We start from the raw sequence: 18,078 nt of genomic DNA on the forward strand, positions 1-18,078 counted from the left end.
CCGCGCCAAAGTCTACTATGGGGCCCGCCTTCGGCCCGGTGCGGGCACGCAAGCGTTACACCGCCCCCCCGAAAACGCCGACGCCCCGGCACCCTCGCGGGCCCGGGGCGTCGGGAAGCCGGCTTCAGCCGCCGGCGCGGGCCGTGCCGCCGAGCTGGAACACCGCCACGGCCTGGGTCAGCGCCGCGGCCTGCTGGCGCATGCTGGCCGCCGCGGCAGCGCTCTGCTCGACGAGCGCGGCGTTCTGCTGCGTCATCTTGTCGAGCTCGGCGACGGCCTGGTTGACCTGGCCGATGCCGCCGGACTGCTCGCTGCTGGCGGCGCTGATCTCGCCGATGATCGCGCTGACCCGCTGCACGCCGTCGACGATCTGCTGCATCGCCGCGCCGGCCTCCTGCACGAGGCGGGTGCCGCCGTCGAGCTTCTCGCTGGAGGCGGTGATCAGCGACTTGATCTCGCGCGCGGCCTGGGCCGAACGCTGCGCCAGGCTGCGCACCTCGCCGGCGACGACGGCGAAGCCGCGGCCCTGCTCACCGGCGCGCGCCGCCTCGACCGCGGCGTTGAGCGCCAGGATGTTGGTCTGGAAGGCGATGCCGTCGATGACGCCGATGATGTCGCTCATGCGCCGCGACGCGGCGTTGATCTCGTCCATGCTGGCGACGACCTGCGAGACGACGCCGCCGCCCGAGCGTGCGGCCTCGGCCGCCTCGTGGGCCAGGCGGTCGGCCTGCTGCGCCGCGGTCGCGCTCTGGTGCACGCTGCCGGTCAGCTGCTCGACCGACGAGGCCGTGGCCTGCAGGTTCGAGGCCGTCGTCTCGGTGCGATGGCTCAGGTCCTGGTTGCCGGTGGCGATCTCGTCGGACGCGGTGGCGATCGAGTCGGTGGCCACGCGGATCGTGCCCACCGTGTCGCGCAGCCGCACGGCCATCGCCGCCAGGTCGGCGTTCAGCGAGCTGGTGTCGCCCGGGGCGACGACCGGCTGCACGCGCAGGTCGCCGTCGGCGATGTGGCGCGCCAGGCGCTTCAGCTCGGTGGGCTCCTCGCCGAGGTCGCGCCACACAGAGCGCACGACCACCGCCGAGACGCCGCCGAGCACGCCCAGCACGACGAGCCCGGTGACGAGGTTGAGCCACACCGCGTTCTGCGTGCCCCGCGCGGCCTCGTCCTGGCGCGCCGTCGTCGCCGCACGGGCGGCGTCGGTGCGCGCCTTCAGCGCCTTGTCGAGCGCGGCCTGGGCGGTCTGCATGCGCGAGACCTGGTCGCCCATCTGGCCCTGGCCGAGCATCGCCCGCGTCGCGCCCAGCGCCGCCGCCTGGTAGGCGTCGAACGAGCCCTTCAGCTCGCCGGCGACGGCCGACTGGCCGGCCAGCGCGCCGAGCTGGCCGAGCTCGGCCTGCACCTTGGCGACGATCGCCTCGACGTCCTTCAACTTGTCGGCGTCGCCTTCGGCGGCCGCCGACTGCAGCGTCATGCGGAACTGCTCGACGCCACGGTCGACGGCGAGCACGTGCTCCAGCGCCGGGCCGTCGACGTCGCGCAGCTGCATCAGCGAGCCCGAGGTCGTGGTGCCGACCCACCAGCTCAGCAGCAGCCCGACGGCGAACACCGCGGCGGCGCTCATCGGCAGCGCCCAGATCTTGGTCCTGAACTTCATCGCAGCCCTCCGGCGATGGGTCAGTCGAGCGTCAGCACGGCCTTGACGCTGCCGTCGACGGCCGATTTCTCGACGTAGCCGACACCCTTGGGATCGGCGGCGACGGCCTTGCGCACCGCCACCGAGTCGGGCAGCTGCCTGGGCGCCTGGCCCTTGCCGGAGAAGACGATGCGCGACCAGGTCGACTTCACCTGGGCGACGTCGCGGCCGGTGGCCTTCTTGTAGAACTCGGCGTACTGCGGCGACGCGTCGGGCAGGTCCACCGGGTTGTGCGCGCTGCTCTTGCCGAGGAACAGGTCGGCGACCTGCTCCTTGCTCAGCGGCCCGACGGCCGGGTTGGCGATGACGACGAGTTCGGCGCGAGCGGCGAAGGCCGCGAACAGCAGGCCGGCGACGAGCGGAAGATGACGGTTCTTCATCGTGGGCTCCTGCTCAGAACACGAAGTCCACGGCGACCGAGAACAGGTCGACCTTGGCGCCGGGTTCGAAGCCGGGCTGGTAGTTGGTGAAACGGCCGTAGGAGCCCTTGTCGACGTTCGTGCGGTCCCACTGGAGCTTGAGCGCCGTGTTGCGCATGAAGTCCCAGCGCAGGCCGACGGTGGCCGTCTTCTGCGAGCCGTTGAGCACCTGCAGCGTGCGGTTGATGCCGCCGACGACGGCCGCCGCCGCGCCATCCAGCGGCGCCGAGCCGGTGGCCGCGAACGCCGCTTCCTCGTTAACGTCGGCCTTGATGCGGGCGTAGCCGAGGTAAGGCGTCAGCGTGCCGAAGCGCCAGCCGCCGACGAGCTGCCAGCCGGTGGTGTCGGCGAGCACGCTCTCGGTGTCGAAGCGCATCGCCTCGCCGCTGACGAACCACTGGCCCGGGTCGTAGCTGAAGCCCAGCGCCAGCACGCGCGTGGCCATGTCCTCGGTGCGGTAGCGGTCGGCGAGCACCGTGGCCCGCGCGGCGACGCTGGGGATCGGCGCCGCCGCGCTGCCGAAGGCGGCGATGCCGGCGTTCAGCGTGTTGACGCCGTCGGCGTCGATCTTGACGTTGAACGAGCTGTAGCCCAGGCGCAGCGACAGGTCGCCGATCTCGACGGTGTCGGCCAGGCCCCAGCTGCGGTCGCTCTCGATCGTGCCGGTCGGCAGGTCGGCCTTGGTGCGGCCGGCGAAGGCCTGCACGGTGTTCCTGAAGCTGCCGAAGTCACGGCGCCAGGCGAGGTCGGCACCGTCGTTGCTCGTCACCGGCAGGATGCGGTAGATCTCGGGCGCCGGGCGCACCATCGTGTTGGCGTAGCCGACGAGGCGGGTCTCACTGAGCTGGAACACCGGCAGCGCGGTGCGGCCGACACGCAGCGCCAGTTCGGGCGTGGCCTGCCACTTCAGGTTGGCCCACTCGACGTGCGGGCGCCAGCTGTTGTCGTGGTTCTGTTGCGAGACCAGCTGCACCACCGCCGACCAGCTCGGGCTGAACACCGCCGAGAGCTGGCCGCCCAGCTTGGTGTCGGGCGCGAAGGACCAGTCGTCGCTGACGCCGGCGCCCTTGGGCTGGAAGGCCGAGCCGACGAAGTCGGCCTGGTCCTCGCTGGAATGCACGGCGGCAACGGTGCCGAAGCCGCTGAACTTGAATTCCGGCGCGCTCTGCGCCTGAGCGACGGACAGCAGGCCGCAGGCGGACAAGGCGACGGCGAGTCGGGTGATCGTGGGTTGCATGGTCTCGTTGTCGTGGACGCGCCACCATGCCCACCCCTCGTGGGCGGGCCGCCGGACCGGGCTCGGCGCGCCAGGGTCCCTGCGCTGGATGTCGGCATACCGGGCGGGGTCTTGTGTCCCCGTCATGCATGACGCGCCACGCGAACAAGAAAAACGTGCAATACCGCACTCACGCCACCGCGAGCTGGCAGGAATCCTGCGGTCAGAGAACGCGTTTTCAGCGTTTTTGGCGTTTTCTGGTGGCCGGAGCCGGATCAGCCGGCGCTCGCCCATGCCGGGCGACGCCTTCGACGATGTCCTCGATGACCCATTCGCGCAGGCGCACCGGGTCGGCGATCGGGTAGCGGCGAAGCACCAGCACGGTGTGCAGATAACCGACGCCCTTGGTGAAGATCTGCTCGCCCAGCGTCAGCACGGCGGCGTCGTTCGCGTTCGCGCCGATCACCGCGGCGACCCGCTGGCGTCCCAGCTCCAGCATCTCGGCATACACGGGCTCGGCGCGCGCCATCTCCGGCGTCGTCTGGAAGCTCAGCGCCGGGTTGTAGACGATGCGGTAGAGGTCGGGCTGCTGCTCCCAGTAGCGCAGAAAGGTCTCCACGTGGGCACGCAGCACCTCGCGCGGCGAGGCATCCGGCGCCGGGGCCGTCAGCAAAGCATCCTGGAGTTCGCCGATGCACTCGGTCCAGACGGCGCGCAGCAGCTCGGTGCGGCTCTCGAAGTAGGTATAGAACGCCATCTGCGAGACGCCCAGCGGCTCGGTGACGGCGCGGATCGTCACCGCCTCGGAGCCCGCGCTGCGCATCAGCGCCTGGGCCTGCGCGATGAGCGCCTGGCGGAAAGAAGCGCGTGCGGCCGCGCTGCGGCGACGCTTGGGAGCCGGGGACTTTCTGGGGGCCATGCTGCGCTCCGGGGTTGGACAGACCGGCAGCCTGAAGGAGCACCGGTCGCGGCACAAAACCGTCACGCTCCGTCATCAAGGCGCACATGGGCTTACGTCGAATCAAGCCGCGGCGACGATTTCGCGCGCGACTTGATCCAGTCCAACAGAACGTTCGACGGCCCCGCGTCGAACCGCCTCCTTGGGCATTCCATAGACAACACAGCTCGCTTCGTCCTGCGCAAGCGTGTGCGCGCCGGCCTGGCGCATCTCCAGCAGCCCCGCGGCGCCGTCGTCGCCCATGCCGGTCATGATGATCCCGGTGGCGTTGGCGCCGGCCGCGCGGGCCACCGATCGGAACAGCACGTCCACCGACGGCCGGTGGCGGTTGACCGGCGGGCCGTCGACGACGTCGACGTGGTAGTAGGCGCCGCTGCGGCGCAGCACGAGGTGGCGGCCGCCCGGGGCGATCAGCACCCGGCCCGGGATCACGCGGTCCTGGTGGCGCGCCTCGCGCACCTCGACCTGGCAGATCCTGTCCAGCCGCTCGGCGAAAGCGGCGGTGAAACGCTCGGGCATGTGCTGCACGAGCACGATGCCCGGGCACACCCGCGGCAGCGCCGTCAGCACCTGCTCCAGCGCCTGCGTGCCGCCGGTGGAGGTGCCCAGCGCGACGATGCGTTCGGTGGTCTGCGACATCGCCCGCGTGGTGCCGGGCGGCAACACGGCGTCGGCGCTGAGCTTGGCGACCACCGCCGGCGGCTCCGCTGCCGCACGGCGCGGCAGCACGCGCGCCTGGGCGGCGCCGCGCACCGTGGCGGCCAGTTCGGCCGCCGCCTCGCCGAGGAACTGCTTGAGGCCGAGCTTGGGCTTGGTGACGATGGCCACGGCGCCGGCGGCCATCGCCTCCATCGTCGTGCGCGCGCCCTTCTCGGTCAGCGTCGAGCAGATGACGACCGGCGTCGGCCGCTCGTGCATCAGCTTGCGCAGAAAGGTCAGCCCGTCCATGCGCGGCATCTCGACGTCGAGCACGATGACGTCGGGCCAGGCGCGCTGCATGCGCTCCATCGCGATCAGCGGGTCGGAGGCCGTCGTGACCTCGAAGTCGGGCACTTCGCCGAGCAGGGCGCCCAGCACCTGGCGCACGACCGCGGAATCGTCGACGACGAGCACACTGAGCTTCTTCATCGGCAACGGCGCTTCAGCGCTTGACGTAGGTGGACGGTGCGATCTGGCGCACCGCGTCGCTGACGCCGTGCAGCGTCTCGGAGTGGCCGATCATCAGGTGGCCGCCCGGCTCCAGCTGGCCGAGCACGCGCGCGACGATCTGGCTCTTGGTGCCGGCGTCGAAGTAGATCATCACGTTGCGCAGGAAGACGACGTCGAAGCGCCCGATCGCCGGCAGCGGCCGGTTGAGGTTGACCTGGGCGAAACGCACGCGCTCGCGCAGCGCGCGGCTGACCAGCAGCGTGCCCTCGGCCTTGCCGGTGCCGCGCAGGCAGTGGCGCTTGAGCAGCGCCGGCGGGATGCCCTCGGTGCGCTCCAGCGGATACAGGCCGCGGCGGGCGCGTTCCAGCACCCGGGTGCTGATGTCGGTGCCCAGCACCTCCCAGGGCGTCGAGCCCATCGCCTCGGCGAGCACCATCGCGATCGTGTAGCACTCCTCGCCGCTGGAGCAGGCAGCGCTCCAGACGCGCAGCGGCCGCGCCGCGGCGGCGGCCTCGCGCGCCAGGCGCTCGAGCAGCTCGAAGTGGCGCGGCTCGCGGAAGAAGTAGGTCTCGTTGGTCGTCAGCAGGTCGATCGCGGTCTGCACCTCGCCCGGCTGCTCGCCGCTGGTGAGCAGCCGGTAGTACTCGTCGTAGCTGCCGAGCGCGTGCTCGCGCAGCCGGCGCGAGAGCCGGCCGCTGACCAGCGCCTTCTTCGCCGGCGACAGGCGGATGCCCGCGGCTTCGTGGATGAAGCGCTGGAAACGTTCGAACTCGCGTTCGCTGATCACGGGATCGTGCATCGGGTTCAGGCCGCGTCGGGCCGCGTCGGGGCGCGCAAGCGCGCCAATTGGGTCTGATGGGTCTTGAGCCACGGAAGCAAGGCCTCGGCGGCCATCGGCCGCGCGACCAGGTAGCCCTGGGCGACGTCGCAGCCCAGCGTCTGCAGCAGCCGCCAGTCGGCGATGCCCTCCACGCCTTCGGCCACGCAGACCAGGCCGAAACGGCGCGCCGTCTCCAGCGCCGACTCCAGCAGCATGCGCTGGGCGTGGCGCACCGACGAGCCGTGCACGAACTGGCGGTCGATCTTCAGCTCGCTGAACGGGATGCGCGCCAGCTGGCTCATCGACGCGTAGCCGGTGCCGTAGTCGTCGATCGACAGCCCGAAGCCCTTGAGCCGCAGCCGCGTCAGCACGCCGATGCCGCCGTCGTAGGCGGCGACGACCGAGCTCTCGGTCAGCTCGAGCACCACCTGCGAGGGCTCGAGCGCGTGATCGCGCACGCGCGCGAGCAGTTCGCCGACGAGGTCGGGAACGGTCAGCAGCCGCGGCGACAGGTTCAGCGCCAGCGACAGGCGCAGCCCGCGCGAGCACCAGTGCGCCAGCGTGGCCAGGGCGGTCTCGGTGACCGAGAAGCTGAGGTCGCGGATCAGCCCGCTGGCTTCGGCCAGTTCGACGAAGCCTCCCGCCGGCACGTCGCCCGCGCGCGGGTGGTGCCAGCGCGCGAGCGCCTCGACGCCGCGCAGCAGCCCGGTGCGCAGACAGATCTTGGGCTGGTAATGCACCGCGATCTGCCCGTGCACGATCGCACGCGCGAGGTCCTCGGCCGGTGGCAGCGCGATCGGCGCCCTGCGGGCCGGCGGTGGCCGCGAACTGCGGCGCAGCACCTCCGCCAGCACCTCGGCCGACAGCGGTTTCTGCAGGGCGGCGAGCACCGGCATGCCCATCTCGCGCGCCAGCGCCTCGACGGTGTGCACCAGCGCGCCTTCGTGCGCCGAGACGACGACCAGCGGCAGCATCAGGCCGCGCCGGTGCATCGCCTCGATCAGTTCGACGCCGTCCATGCCCGGCATCTCGAGGTCGACGATGACGGCCTGCGGCAGCGTGCTCTGCGCAAGGATCTCCAGCGCCTGCTCGCCGCTGGCGGCTTCGTCGACCGCCGCGACGCCGAGCTCGCGGCACATCGCCGCCATGTGCTGGCGCTGAACCTCGCTGTCGTCGACAACGAGGATCGAGGCGACAAGGTCGCGCAGCGTCGGCATCGGCTCTGCCCTCGGGCGTATCAGGACACGGCGGCCAGCGCCTCGGCGGACACGCCGATCGCGAGCACGCGCGCGACGTCCAGCAGGATGACGAAACGCCCGCGGACCTTGCCCATGCCGGCGATGAACTCGGCGGCCACGCGCGCGCCGAAGCTCGGCGGCGGCTCGACGTCCTCGGACGGGATCTCCAGCACCTCGCTGACCGCGTCGACGACGATGCCGACAGTCAGCGACTCATCGCCGTCACCGATCTCGACGATGACGATGCAGGTGCGCCGGCCGATCACCGCCGCAGGACGCCCCAGGCGGGCCTGGAGATCCATCACCGGCACGACGGCGCCGCGCAGGTTGATGACCCCCAGCACCGCGGCCGGCATCGCCGGCACTTCGGTCGGCTGGCGGTACTCGATGATCTCCTTGATCGTGCGGATCGTGATGCCGAAGAGCTCGCCGCCGAGCAGGAAGGTGAGCACCAGGCTGGGCTCGGTCTTCGCCTCGACCGGCGGGGCGCGGCGCACGGCCGCGCTGCCCGGGTTTGCCAGAGCAGTCATGGCCTGCACCTCAGAACTGCACGAACTGCGACTCGTCGACCGACTCGGCCGTCGCGCGCGCCACCGGGCCGCCGGTGGCGGCACGGCGGATCGCCGCCGCCGCCTTGCGCTTGTGGCCGTCGCCGGCGGCGGGACGCGCACGCGAGGCGGGGGCCGCGCCGCCGGGCAGCTTGAAGAAGGCCATCGCCTGCTGCAGCTGCTCGGCCTGGCTGCTCATCTCCTCGGCCGTGGCGGCCAGTTCCTCGGAGCTGGAGGCGTTCTGCTGCGTCGTCTGGCTGAGCTGCGTCACCGCGGCGTTGATCTGGCCGACGCCGGTGGACTGCTCCTGCGACGCGGCGGCGATCTCCTGCACCAGGTCGGAGGTCTTCTGGATGTTCGGCACGATCTGGTCGAGCAGATGGCCGGCACGTTCGGCCAGCTCGACGCTGGAGCCGGCGACGTCGCCGATCTCCTGCGCCGCGACCTGGCTGCGTTCGGCCAGCTTGCGCACCTCGGCGGCGACGACCGCGAAACCCTTGCCGTGTTCGCCGGCACGCGCGGCCTCGATCGCGGCGTTGAGCGCCAGCAGGTTGGTCTGGTAGGCGATGTCGTCGATGATCGAGATCTTCTGCGCGATCTGCTTCATCGCCGAGACGGTGGACTTGACCGCATCGCCGCCTTCCTGGGCCTCGGTGGCGGCCTTGGTCGCCATGCCGTCGGTGACCTTGGCGTTCTCGGTGTTCTGCGAGATCGACGCCGTCATCTGCTCCATCGACGCGCTGGTTTCCTCGACACCGGCGGCCTGCTCGCTGGCGGCCTGCGACAGCGATTGCGCGGTGGCGCTCACTTCCTCGGACGCCCCGGCCAGCGCCTCGGCGCTCTGGTTCACCTCGGTCACCACCTGCGACAGGCGGCCGACCATGGTCTTCACCGCGGCCAGGATGCTCGTCGTGTCGCCTTGGCGGACACGGATGTCCGGCGTCAGGTCGCCCTGGGCGACGCTGTTGGCGATGTCGACCACGTAAGCCGGCTCGCCGCCGACCTGACGCGTGATCGAACGCGTGATGATCAGCGCCATGCCCAGCGCCAGCAGCGAGCAGCCGGCGATGATGCCGATGGTCCACAGGCGCGCGTTCTCGTAGGTCGTGGTGGCGAGCGCGGAGGCCTCGGCTGCGCCGGCGACGTTGATCTCGGCGAGCTTGTCGGCGGTGGCGCGCATCGTGTTGTAGTGCGTGCGGCTCTCGGCGTTGAGCACCGCCCGGGCCTCGTTCTGTGCGTTCTTCAGTGCCAGCTCGGCGATGCGGCCGTGCTGCATGACGTAGCCGTCGAACGCGGTCGTGAACACCTCGTAGGCTTTTTTCTCCTCCGGGTTGGACACCAGCTTGCCGTAATGGGTCAGCGTCTTCTTCAGCAGTTCGAGGTTGTCGGCGTACTCCTTCTCCGTCTGTTCGACCTCCTGCCGTTCCTCGGCGAGGATGGCGCGGTACTCGAGCACGCGGGCGCGGTTGACCTGCGCCTTGGCGGTCATCGCCAGCTGCACGCTGGGCAACCAGTTGTCGGCCAGATCGTCCGTCGAGCCGTTGACCACGGCCAGACGGGAGATCGAGAAGACTCCGAGCGCTGCCATCAGCAGCAGCACGACGACGAACGAGCCGAAGAGCTTCGTCGCCAGCTTCATGTTCTTGAACACGTTCATTCCCTTCGAACAGGTGGTAATGGCCGTAAACGGTCAGACAGTTGCGACGAGCCGTTGGCGGTCGTAATCGTTGGACGGGGCACGGGAGGCGTGCCGCGCCAGCGCGAGCTTCGCGATGGCGGGCACATCGAGGATCAGGGCGACGTCGCCGGAGCCCAGCAGCGCCGAGCCGCTGATGCCGCGCACGTCCTGGAACATGCGCGACAGCGGCTTGATGACGGTCTGGCTCTCGCCGAGCAGCGCGTCGACGACCAGGCCGCAGCGTGCGCCGCCGCACTGCACGACGACGATGTTCTGGCGCGCCGGCGCCACGCCGCCGAGACCGAACAGATCGCGCAGCCGCACCAGCGGCAGCACGCCGCCGCGCAGGTCGGTGTAGTCGTGGCCGTCGGCGCAGCTGTAGGCCACGCATTCGTCGACCATCTCCATCGGCACGACGAACATCGAGCGGCCGACGGCGACCTGGAAGCCGTTGATGATCGCCAGCGTCAGCGGCAGCCTGACGGTGACCGTCGTGCCTTCGCCGGGCCGGCTGGCGAGCGCGACGCTGCCGCGCAGCGCGGTGATGTTCTGCTTGACGACGTCCATGCCGACGCCGCGGCCGGACAGGTTGGTCACCTTCTCCGCCGTCGAGAAGCCGGCCTCGAAGATGAGCTGGTCGATCTCGTGGTCGGCCGGCACCTGGTCGGGCGCGACCAGGCCGCGCTCGCGCGCCTTGGCCAGGATGCGCTCTCGGTTCAGGCCGCCGCCGTCGTCGCTGACCTCGATGACGATGGCGCCCGAGTCGTGGAAGGCGTTGAGGCCGACGACACCGCGCGCGGGCTTGCCGCGTGCGGCGCGCTGCTCGGGCGAGTCGATGCCGTGGTCGATGGCGTTGCGCACCAGGTGCATCAGCGGGTCGCCGAGCTTCTCGACGACGGTCTTGTCGAGTTCGGTGTCCTCGCCGCTGACGACGAGCTCGATGTCCTTGCCGAGCTCGTGCGCGACGTCGTGCACGACACGCTTGAAGCGCGAGAAGGTGGCGCCGATGCGCACCATGCGCAGGTTCAGCGCGCTGTCGCGCACGTCCTGCACGAGGGCGTCCAGCGTCGCGTGCGCCTCCTGCAGTTCCAGGTCGCGCACGCGGCGCCCGGCCTGGCGCGCGCCGGCGGCGGCGATGACGAGTTCGCCGACCAGCGTGATCAGCCGGTCGAGCTTGGCGGCGTCGACGCGGATCGTCGAGGCTTCGCTCGAACGCGTCTCGCGCACCTGGCGCTGGCGGTCCAGCGCCGCTTCGACGACCTCGGGCGCGACCCGGCCCTGCTCGGCCAGCAGCGCGCCCAGGCGCGGCGCCGGGTCGGCCTCGCGCTGCACGCCCAGGGCCTCGACCAGTTCGCGCTCGGTGATGCTGCCGCAGCGCACGAGGATCTCGCCGATGCGCTCGGGCTGCTCGGGCAGCGCGCGGATCAGATCGATGTACTCGGCGACACGGCTGCGCGGCGGCACCAGGCGCAGCTCGCAGTCGTCGATGACGAACTCGAAGACGCTCTCGATCGTCGCCCGGTCGGCGGCGGTGACGAGCGCGATCTCGAAGCCCAGGCAGCAGCCTTCGGGGTCCAGGTCCTCCAGCGTCGGCACCGCGTCGGGCAGCGTGACGATGCGCTCGACGCGGCCGATCGAAGACAGGTAGCGCACGAAGGCCAGCGGGTCCATGCCGTTGCGCAGCACGTCGGCGCCGAAGCGGATCGACAGATGCCACTGGCCTTCGGCGGCCGGCGCAGGCTCGGCGGCGGCCGCTTCGGGCGCCGCGGCCGGGGCGTCGAGGAAGGCGCGCAGCTGCACCAGCAGCGTGTCTTCGACGGCACGGTGCGCGGGCCCGGGCTCGGCGCCCGACTCCAGCGCGTCGACCCAGGCGCCGACGTGGTCGCAGCAGCGCAGCAGCAGCGGCAGCAGCGGCCCGCGGATCGCCACGCTGCCGGCGCGCACCTCGTCGAGCACGCTTTCCAGCACGTGCGTGAAGCGCACGACACCGTCCAGACCGAACAGGCCGGCCGAGCCCTTGATCGTGTGCGCGGCACGGAAGATCGCGTTGACGTCGAGCTCGGCCGTCGGGCTCTCGTCGGCGCCGAGCAGCGCGGTCTCCATGTCGGCGAGCAGTTCGCGCGCCTCGCTGAAGAAGGTCTTCAGCGCGTCGTCCATGTCCACGTTCTGTTCTCCCTGCAAGCCGGCGTCAGTGCGATGCCGGCGGGGTCAGCGGGTCGCCGAAGTGGCCGGCGAGGTCCAGCACCGCGAAGGCGTCGCGCACCGACGGGGCATGCCCGACGAGGCGCAGCGCGCGGCCGCGCGCGGCGGCACTCTTCTTCGCGGCGATCAGCAGTTGCACGCCGGCGCTGTCGAACTCGGTGACGGCGGCCAGGTCGATCTCGAAGTCGCCGTCGGCGCCGTCGCCCAGCGCTGCGAGCAGCGCCTGGCGCAGCTCGGCCGCGCGGTAGATCGTGAGTTCGCCTTCGATGGCGAAAGAGGTGGTGCTCATCGTCGGTCCCTGCGCTCTAGGGCAGCACGAGCTTCTGCACCACCGCCAGCAGCTGCGGCGGGCTGAAGGGCTTGACCACCCAGGCCTTGGCGCCGGCGGCCTGGCCTTCGGCCTTCTTGTTCGCCGCCGACTCGGTGGTCAGCATCACGATCGGCGTGAAGCGGTAGGCCGCGAGCTGCTTGACCGCCTTGACGAAACCGATGCCGTCGAGGTTGGGCATGTTCACGTCGCTGACGATCAGGTGGATCTTGGCGCCGGTGAGCTTGCGCAGCGCGTCGGCGCCGTCGCAGGCTTCGAGCACGTCGTAGCCGGCGCCCCTGAGGGCGATGGCGACGACCTGGCGCAGCGAAGCCGAGTCGTCGACGATCATGATGGTCTTGGCCATGTCGGCGGTCCTGTGATGCCGGGTGATCAGAAGAAGGTGACGGCCTCTTCGGCCGGCGCCGGTGCGGCGGGCGCCGCGGCTGCCGAGCGTCCCGTCTCGGCAGCGTGTTCGTCGGCCATCGCGTAGCTGCGGCGCAGCTCGTCGAGCAGCACGGCGGTGTCCAGCGGCCTGGCGTCGCCTTCGCGCGCCAGATGGTCCAGGTGCTGCAGGCTGTCGCGCACGTGGCTCAGGCGCTGGCTGACGCGGTCCTGGAACTGCAGCTGCACCAGCGACTCGACGACCTCGGTCTGGATGCCCTGGCTGTCGGCCTGCAGCCGCGCGGCGGCGTCCTCCAGCGAACGCGTCACGCCCTCGAAGTCGGCGAGCACGCGCTGGATCGCCTGGCCCGAGGCGGCGAGCATCTCGGCCTCGGTGGCTTCGGAGTCGCGGGCGTCGCCGCAGGCTTTCAGGATGGCGCCGGAGATCGAGTCGACGTCGCGCGCCATGCGCTCGCCGGTCGAGGCCGACTGCGCCGAAAGCTTGCGCACCTCCTGCGCCAGCACGCCGAAGCCGCGGCCTTCGGGGCCGGCATGCGCGGCCTCGATGGCGGCGTTGATCGCCAGCAGATTCGTCTTGGACGCGATCGCCGAGACCTCGTTGGCCATCTCGCGCAGTTCGGCGACGAAAGGCACGAGTTCCTGCACCGCCTGGCGCAGCTCGCTGTTGCCGCCGGTGGCGCGACGCAGCGAGTCGAGAATGCCTTCGAGGTCGTGGCGGCTGCGCACCTGCACCTCGCCGGCGCCGTGGTCGCCACCGCTGCCGGCCGCGGCCAGCGCCGTGTCCAGGCGCGAGACGATGCCGCCGAAACGTTCGGTCAGCGCACAGACGGCGGCCTCGGTCTGCGAACGCGCGCCTTCGACGTGGGTGGCCCACAGCGGCGCGAGTTCGGTGCCGAGAGCACGCTGCGCGGCAGCCCACTCGGCGACCAGGCGATCACGCTCGCGGCGAGCCCGCTGCACGCGGCGGTCGCCGATGCCGGCCACCAGCACCAGCGCGGCGGCGCCGACGCAGGCCCAGGCCTCGCCGCCCGAGGCCCAGGCGAGCAGCGCCGCGGCCGGCAGGGCGATCGCCGTCGCCGGCCAGCGCGAGCTCGCCAGCGGGAACCGCGGCTTGGATTCGGCCGGCAAGGTCGGCAAGGAGAGTTCGGTCATGGACGTGGTGTTCGGTGCGGCAGATGTCGGCGGCGGACCGTGTCGGTACGTTTGCCGTATGCATACGCCTATCGTCCCTGGGCGACCGGAATGAAGCGCGACTCAAACAGGTATGAACACGCCCACGACATCCTTCACGAACGCGAGTGGTAACTAGCAAAATCGATATCGGCACAGTGATTCAAGGCGCAAAACTGCGTCGATCGAGCCCCTCCTGCGCATGTCCTGCGCCTGCAGGGACTCCCCCCATGCCCAGCCCCTGCGCCCGCCCCTAGACTGCCGGCAACCCTTGGGAGAGAGCCAACGATGAGATCGACCGTGCGCCTCGTGTTCGGCCCCGACGAACTGACGGTGAACCTGCCGGACCACGACAAACCCTGGGCCGCCGACGAAGCCCGACGCTGGCTGGACGACCAGTTCGTCGCCAACGACTGCGAGCCGCTGCGCGCGCTGGGCAAGGTGCTGGTGGCCGACAAGCTGGCGGCGATCGCGCGCGCGGTCGGCCTGCAGGGCTTCCACGACGACGAGGCCTTCCGCACGGACTTCGCACGCGCCGCCTCGGCCGCGCTGGCGCGCGACCTGATCAAGGTCGACGCCGAGACCGGCAAGGTCACGTTCTGATACGCCGCGGCCGCCGGCGGCAGGGTCTTGGGCTTGCCGCCTATGGACGGCGGCGCGAGCATGCAGGCGCCGCGGGCGCCGCCTGCGATGCGGAGATCCCGATGAGATTCGCCCCCCGCGCCGGCGTCGCAGCGCTGGCCGTGCTGCTGCTCAGCCCGCCGGCATTCGCACGCGACACCTCCCAACCGGCCCCGCGCCTGGCCGCCGTCGCCGAGGCGGCCAAGGTCCAGGGGCTCAAACGCGGCGTCGTCTCCACCGCCAACCCCTACGCCGCCGAAGCCGGCGCGCGTGTGCTGGGCTGGGGCGGCAACGCGGTCGACGCCGCGGTCGCGATCGCCTACGCGCTCAACGTCGTCGAACCGCAGTCGGCGGGCATCGGCGGCGGCGGCTTCATGATGGTCCACCTCGTCGAGACCGGCGAGACCTTCGTGCTCGACAGCCGCGAGACGGCACCGGCCGGCGCGACGCCGGACATGTTCGTCGGCGTGCCCAACCCGTCGCTGCAAGGCGTGGCCGTCGGCGTGCCGGGCATGGTGCGCGGCACCGCCTGGGCACTCGAACACTGGGGCCGGCTCAAGCTCGGCCAGGTGATGCTGCCGGCGATCCGGCTCGCCTCACAGGGCTTCGAGGCGACGCCGCGCTACGTCAGCGCCAGCTGCAACAGCCGCGCCCGCAACTCGCCCGAGGCCGAGGCCTTCTTCTGCCCCGGCGGCGTGCCGCCGGCGGTGGGCCAGCTGATCCGCAACGAGCCGCTGGCCGAGACGCTGCGCCTGATCGCCACGCGCGGCCCCGACTGCTTCTACGTCCTGAAGCCCGAACTCGGCTGCGACATCGCCAAGGGCATCGTCGAAGGCCAGAAGTTCACGCGCAGCGAAGCCGGCAGCAAGGGCGGCAGCATGTCCTACGCCGACCTGCAGGGCTACCAGCCGGCGCTGCGTGTGCCGGTCGAAGGCCGCTACCGCGGCTGGAAGCTGAAGTCGATGCCGCCGCCGTCCTCCGGCGGGCTGACCATCCTGCAGATGCTGGCGATGATCGAGCGTTTCCCGATCGGCGACGCCAGCCAGGGCTGGGGCTTCGGCGAGCCGAAGACTGTGCAGACCATGGTCGAGACGATGCGTGTCGCTTTCGCCGACCGCGCCGTCTGGGCCGGCGACGAGGACTTCGTGCACGTGCCGGCGGCCGGGCTGCTGGACCCGGAGTACGTCGCCCAGCGCAGCGCGCTGATCGTGCCCGGCGTGCGCGCCCAGCCCGACCCGACGGCCGGCGATCCGCGCCCCTACGACACCAAGCCGCTGCGCCGCAGCCGGCCGCTGGCGGTGGCCGCGCCGATCGACGGCCCGGGCGAGACGACGACGCATTTCTCGGTCGTCGACCGCTGGGGCAACATGGTGTCCTATACCAACACCATCGAGTCTTCGCACGGCATCGGCGTCTTCGCCGGCTACACGCGCGAAGACGGCAGCTTCCGCAACTTCGGCTTCCTGCTGAACAACGAGCTGACCGACTTCAACCTGGCGCCGACCGTCAACCCGTACACCGGCGCCGCCGGCAGCAACGACGTGCAGCCGGGCAAGCGCCCGCGCAGCAGCATGGCGCCGACGATGATCTTCACGCCCGAAGGCCAGCCGGTCGTCGCCTACGGCTCGCCGGGCGGGGCGACGATCATCAACTCGGTGTTCAACGTGACGCTGAACCTCGTCGACCACGGCATGGGGCTGCAGCAGGCGATCGACGCACCGCGGGTCTCGGTCGCCAGCGCCGGCAGCAACGTCGCCACCGAGACGACGATGCCGCAGGCCACCGTCGACGCACTGAAGGCGCTGGGCTACGCGGTGTCGATCACCGACATCGGCTCGGTGCAGGCGGTGCTCGTCGACCCGGCGACCGGGCGCCAGTACGGCGCCGCCGACTCGCGCCGCGAAGGCACCGTCATCGCCTTGCCGCGGCGCCAGCCCTGATCAGGCGCTGACGCGGAAGATCTGCACCGCGCGCACCAGCGTCGCGGCGCGGGCTTCCAGGGACACGCAGGCCGCGGCGGCCTGCTCGGCCAGCGCCGCGTTCTGCTGCGTCGACTGGTCGATCGTCGAGATCGCGCCGTTGACCTCGGCGATGCCTTGCGACTGCTCGCCGGTCGCGTGGGTGATCTCGGCGACCAGCGTGCCGACGCGGTGCACCGACTCGACGACCTCGGCGATCACGCCTTCGGCGGTCTGCACGCGGCGGGCGCCGTCGGTCACCTGCTGGACCGAACTGCCGATCAGCTCGCGGATCTCCTTGGCCGCCTGGCTGCTGCGCTGGGCCAGCGCGCGCACCTCGCTGGCGACGACGGCGAAGCCGCGGCCCTGTTCGCCGGCACGTGCGGCTTCGACCGCGGCGTTCAGCGACAGGATGTTGGTCTGGAAGGCGATGCCTTCGATGACCTGGATGACCTCGGCGACACGCTTGGACGAAGACTCGATCGCGTCCATCGTCTTCACCAGCTCGACGACGGCGTCGCCGCCGCGGCTGGCGACGCCGCGTGCGTCCTCGCTGACGCGAGCGACCTGCTGCGCGGTGTCGGCCGTGGCCTTGACGGTGCCGGTGATCTCTTCCATCACCGACGCCGTGCGCTGGACTTCGGAGGACTGCGTCTCGGTGCGCTGCGACAAGTCGTTGCTGCCCTGCGCGATCTCCTTGGACGCCGAGGTCATGCCCGAGACCTCGGCGCGCACGTCGGCGACGATGGCCTGCATGTTCAGGTTGGCCAGCCAGATGTTGCGCGTCAGCTTGCCCAGCGGGTGGCGCGGGTCGTAGTCGATGTGGCCGGTGAGGTTGCAGCCGGCGATCTGGGCGGCCGTCGCCGTGCATTCGTCCAGGCGCTTGCCGACCGAGAGGTGGAACCAGCTGCCGATGACGGCGCAACCGACCGCGCTGGCCAGCATGTAGGCCCACAAGGCCTGGAAGTACCAGCCGGCCAGCGACGCGCCGAAGAACAGCGCGAACAAGGCGCCGACCACGCGCACCGTCAGCGACATCCGGAAGACGCGGTACGGCAGGTCGCGCAGCCCGTGGTAGCGCACGCCGCCGGCGTGCAGCCGGATCGTGTGGCGGCCCGACTCGCGTTCGGCCTTGAGCTGGGCGTACAGCGCCTCGGCGCCGCGGATCTGCTCGCGCGTGGGCTTCTGCCGCACCGACATGTAGCCGATCGGCTTGCCGTTCTCCAGCACCGGGGTGACGTTGGCGACGACCCAGTAGTGGTCGCCGTTCTTGCAGCGGTTCTTGACCACCGCCGACCACGGCCGGCCGTGGCCGATGGTCTGCCACATGTCCTTGAACGCTTCCGGCGGCATGTCCGGGTGGCGCACGAGGTTGTGCGGCTGGCCGATCAGTTCGTCGTAGTCGAAGCCGCTGATGCGAACGAACGCGTTGTTGCAGTGGGTGATGCGGCCTTGCGCGTCGGTGGTCGAGACCAGCACGCTGCCATCGTCCATCTCAACCTCGCGCTGGGTCACGGGTTCGTTCACTCGCATGCCGGGAGCCTTTCCATTCAACGGCCTCTGCGGGCCGCATCGACGGAATTTCGGCTGGACCGTGTCTGAACTTGAATCAATCCGGCGCCGACGACGAACAATAGTTCTCATCCTGGGCGACGGCACAAGCTCAAGCCATGAGCCTGACGCGGCTCAGACTGGC

15 protein-coding genes and 2 pseudogenes are annotated in these 18,078 nt (G+C 70.9%); 2 read left to right on the forward strand and 15 right to left on the reverse strand.

Annotation, left to right across the window (positions count from 1 at the left end; translation table 11 throughout):
• Nucleotides 1–124: 124 nt before the first annotated feature.
• The 14 genes and pseudogenes from RGE_RS24945 to RGE_RS18305 form a co-directional block, all read right to left on the reverse strand.
• A complete protein-coding gene (locus tag RGE_RS24945; RefSeq protein ID WP_014429930.1) occupies nucleotides 125–1,654 on the reverse strand; it encodes a methyl-accepting chemotaxis protein in 1,530 nt (509 codons plus the stop codon).
• 20 nt (nucleotides 1,655–1,674) lie between these two features.
• Complete coding sequence (locus RGE_RS18250) at nucleotides 1,675–2,073, reverse strand: type 2 periplasmic-binding domain-containing protein (RefSeq protein ID WP_014429931.1); 399 nt, start codon at nucleotides 2,071–2,073, stop codon at nucleotides 1,675–1,677.
• Nucleotides 2,074–2,086: 13 nt separating this feature from the next.
• A complete protein-coding gene (locus RGE_RS18255; RefSeq protein WP_014429932.1) occupies nucleotides 2,087–3,349 on the reverse strand; it encodes a porin family protein in 1,263 nt (420 codons plus the stop codon).
• 217 nt (nucleotides 3,350–3,566) lie between these two features.
• The gene (locus RGE_RS18260; protein WP_014429933.1) at nucleotides 3,567–4,247 is read right to left on the reverse strand and encodes a TetR/AcrR family transcriptional regulator; all 681 of its coding nucleotides are present in this window, start codon (nucleotides 4,245–4,247) and stop codon (nucleotides 3,567–3,569) included.
• Nucleotides 4,248–4,349: 102 nt separating this feature from the next.
• Entirely contained in the window at nucleotides 4,350–5,414 is a 1,065-nt protein-coding gene (locus RGE_RS18265) for a protein-glutamate methylesterase/protein-glutamine glutaminase (protein ID WP_014429934.1), read from the reverse strand.
• Nucleotides 5,415–5,427: 13 nt separating this feature from the next.
• Nucleotides 5,428–6,234 (reverse strand): CheR family methyltransferase, encoded by an 807-nt coding sequence (locus RGE_RS18270; protein WP_014429935.1) that lies wholly within the window; start codon nucleotides 6,232–6,234, stop codon nucleotides 5,428–5,430.
• A 5-nt stretch (nucleotides 6,235–6,239) separates the two neighbouring features.
• Entirely contained in the window at nucleotides 6,240–7,472 is a 1,233-nt protein-coding gene (locus tag RGE_RS18275; RefSeq protein ID WP_014429936.1) for an EAL domain-containing response regulator, read from the reverse strand.
• A gap of 20 nt (nucleotides 7,473–7,492) precedes the next feature.
• Nucleotides 7,493–8,023, reverse strand: coding sequence for a chemotaxis protein CheW (locus RGE_RS18280; protein WP_043785668.1), 531 nt, complete (start codon nucleotides 8,021–8,023; stop codon nucleotides 7,493–7,495).
• 10 nt (nucleotides 8,024–8,033) lie between these two features.
• A pseudogene (locus RGE_RS25030) lies at nucleotides 8,034–8,912 on the reverse strand (methyl-accepting chemotaxis protein); the annotation flags it as partial.
• 291 nt (nucleotides 8,913–9,203) lie between these two features.
• A pseudogene (locus tag RGE_RS25035) lies at nucleotides 9,204–9,698 on the reverse strand (MCP four helix bundle domain-containing protein); the annotation flags it as partial.
• Nucleotides 9,699–9,731: 33 nt separating this feature from the next.
• Nucleotides 9,732–11,876, reverse strand: coding sequence for a chemotaxis protein CheA (locus RGE_RS18290; RefSeq protein ID WP_081528265.1), 2,145 nt, complete (start codon nucleotides 11,874–11,876; stop codon nucleotides 9,732–9,734).
• Between the two features lie 31 nt (nucleotides 11,877–11,907).
• The gene (locus RGE_RS18295; RefSeq protein WP_014429940.1) at nucleotides 11,908–12,210 is read right to left on the reverse strand and encodes an STAS domain-containing protein; all 303 of its coding nucleotides are present in this window, start codon (nucleotides 12,208–12,210) and stop codon (nucleotides 11,908–11,910) included.
• Between the two features lie 16 nt (nucleotides 12,211–12,226).
• Nucleotides 12,227–12,595, reverse strand: a complete 369-nt coding sequence (locus RGE_RS18300) for a response regulator (RefSeq protein ID WP_009858027.1) — start codon at nucleotides 12,593–12,595, stop codon at nucleotides 12,227–12,229.
• Nucleotides 12,596–12,621: 26 nt separating this feature from the next.
• The gene (locus RGE_RS18305; protein ID WP_014429941.1) at nucleotides 12,622–13,785 is read right to left on the reverse strand and encodes a methyl-accepting chemotaxis protein; all 1,164 of its coding nucleotides are present in this window, start codon (nucleotides 13,783–13,785) and stop codon (nucleotides 12,622–12,624) included.
• Between the two features lie 306 nt (nucleotides 13,786–14,091).
• Here RGE_RS18305 and RGE_RS18310 point away from each other — a divergent pair, with 306 nt between their 5' ends.
• Together RGE_RS18310 and ggt are read left to right on the forward strand one after the other, a co-directional pair.
• Nucleotides 14,092–14,406, forward strand: a complete 315-nt coding sequence (locus RGE_RS18310) for a hypothetical protein (RefSeq protein ID WP_043784269.1) — start codon at nucleotides 14,092–14,094, stop codon at nucleotides 14,404–14,406.
• Nucleotides 14,407–14,507: 101 nt separating this feature from the next.
• The gene (ggt, locus tag RGE_RS18315; RefSeq protein ID WP_014429943.1) at nucleotides 14,508–16,364 is read left to right on the forward strand and encodes a gamma-glutamyltransferase; all 1,857 of its coding nucleotides are present in this window, start codon (nucleotides 14,508–14,510) and stop codon (nucleotides 16,362–16,364) included.
• Here ggt and RGE_RS18320 read toward each other — a convergent pair whose 3' ends face one another.
• Nucleotides 16,365–17,915, reverse strand: a complete 1,551-nt coding sequence (locus RGE_RS18320; protein WP_014429944.1) for a methyl-accepting chemotaxis protein — start codon at nucleotides 17,913–17,915, stop codon at nucleotides 16,365–16,367.
• Nucleotides 17,916–18,078 lie beyond the last annotated feature (163 nt).

This window comes from Rubrivivax gelatinosus IL144 (genome assembly GCF_000284255.1).
GTDB classification, from domain to species: Bacteria; Pseudomonadota; Gammaproteobacteria; order Burkholderiales; family Burkholderiaceae_C; genus Rubrivivax; species Rubrivivax gelatinosus_A.

Bases quoted from the DNA above. Each gene is read 5' to 3' on its own strand.
- RGE_RS18320 (WP_014429944.1), bottom strand. From the start codon at position 17,915: ATGCGAGTGAACGAACCCGTGACCCAGCGCGAGGTTGAGATGGACGAT.
- RGE_RS18305 (WP_014429941.1), bottom strand. From the start codon at position 13,785: ATGACCGAACTCTCCTTGCCGACCTTGCCGGCCGAATCCAAGCCGCGG.
- RGE_RS18250 (WP_014429931.1), bottom strand. From the start codon at position 2,073: ATGAAGAACCGTCATCTTCCGCTCGTCGCCGGCCTGCTGTTCGCGGCC.
- RGE_RS18280 (WP_043785668.1), bottom strand. From the start codon at position 8,023: ATGACTGCTCTGGCAAACCCGGGCAGCGCGGCCGTGCGCCGCGCCCCG.
- RGE_RS18300 (WP_009858027.1), bottom strand. From the start codon at position 12,595: ATGGCCAAGACCATCATGATCGTCGACGACTCGGCTTCGCTGCGCCAG.
- ggt (WP_014429943.1), top strand. From the start codon at position 14,508: ATGAGATTCGCCCCCCGCGCCGGCGTCGCAGCGCTGGCCGTGCTGCTG.
- RGE_RS18310 (WP_043784269.1), top strand. From the start codon at position 14,092: ATGAGATCGACCGTGCGCCTCGTGTTCGGCCCCGACGAACTGACGGTG.
- RGE_RS18265 (WP_014429934.1), bottom strand. From the start codon at position 5,414: ATGAAGAAGCTCAGTGTGCTCGTCGTCGACGATTCCGCGGTCGTGCGC.
- RGE_RS18260 (WP_014429933.1), bottom strand. From the start codon at position 4,247: ATGGCCCCCAGAAAGTCCCCGGCTCCCAAGCGTCGCCGCAGCGCGGCC.
- RGE_RS18255 (WP_014429932.1), bottom strand. From the start codon at position 3,349: ATGCAACCCACGATCACCCGACTCGCCGTCGCCTTGTCCGCCTGCGGC.
- RGE_RS18295 (WP_014429940.1), bottom strand. From the start codon at position 12,210: ATGAGCACCACCTCTTTCGCCATCGAAGGCGAACTCACGATCTACCGC.
- RGE_RS18275 (WP_014429936.1), bottom strand. From the start codon at position 7,472: ATGCCGACGCTGCGCGACCTTGTCGCCTCGATCCTCGTTGTCGACGAC.
- RGE_RS24945 (WP_014429930.1), bottom strand. From the start codon at position 1,654: ATGAAGTTCAGGACCAAGATCTGGGCGCTGCCGATGAGCGCCGCCGCG.
- RGE_RS18290 (WP_081528265.1), bottom strand. From the start codon at position 11,876: ATGGACGACGCGCTGAAGACCTTCTTCAGCGAGGCGCGCGAACTGCTC.
- RGE_RS18270 (WP_014429935.1), bottom strand. From the start codon at position 6,234: ATGCACGATCCCGTGATCAGCGAACGCGAGTTCGAACGTTTCCAGCGC.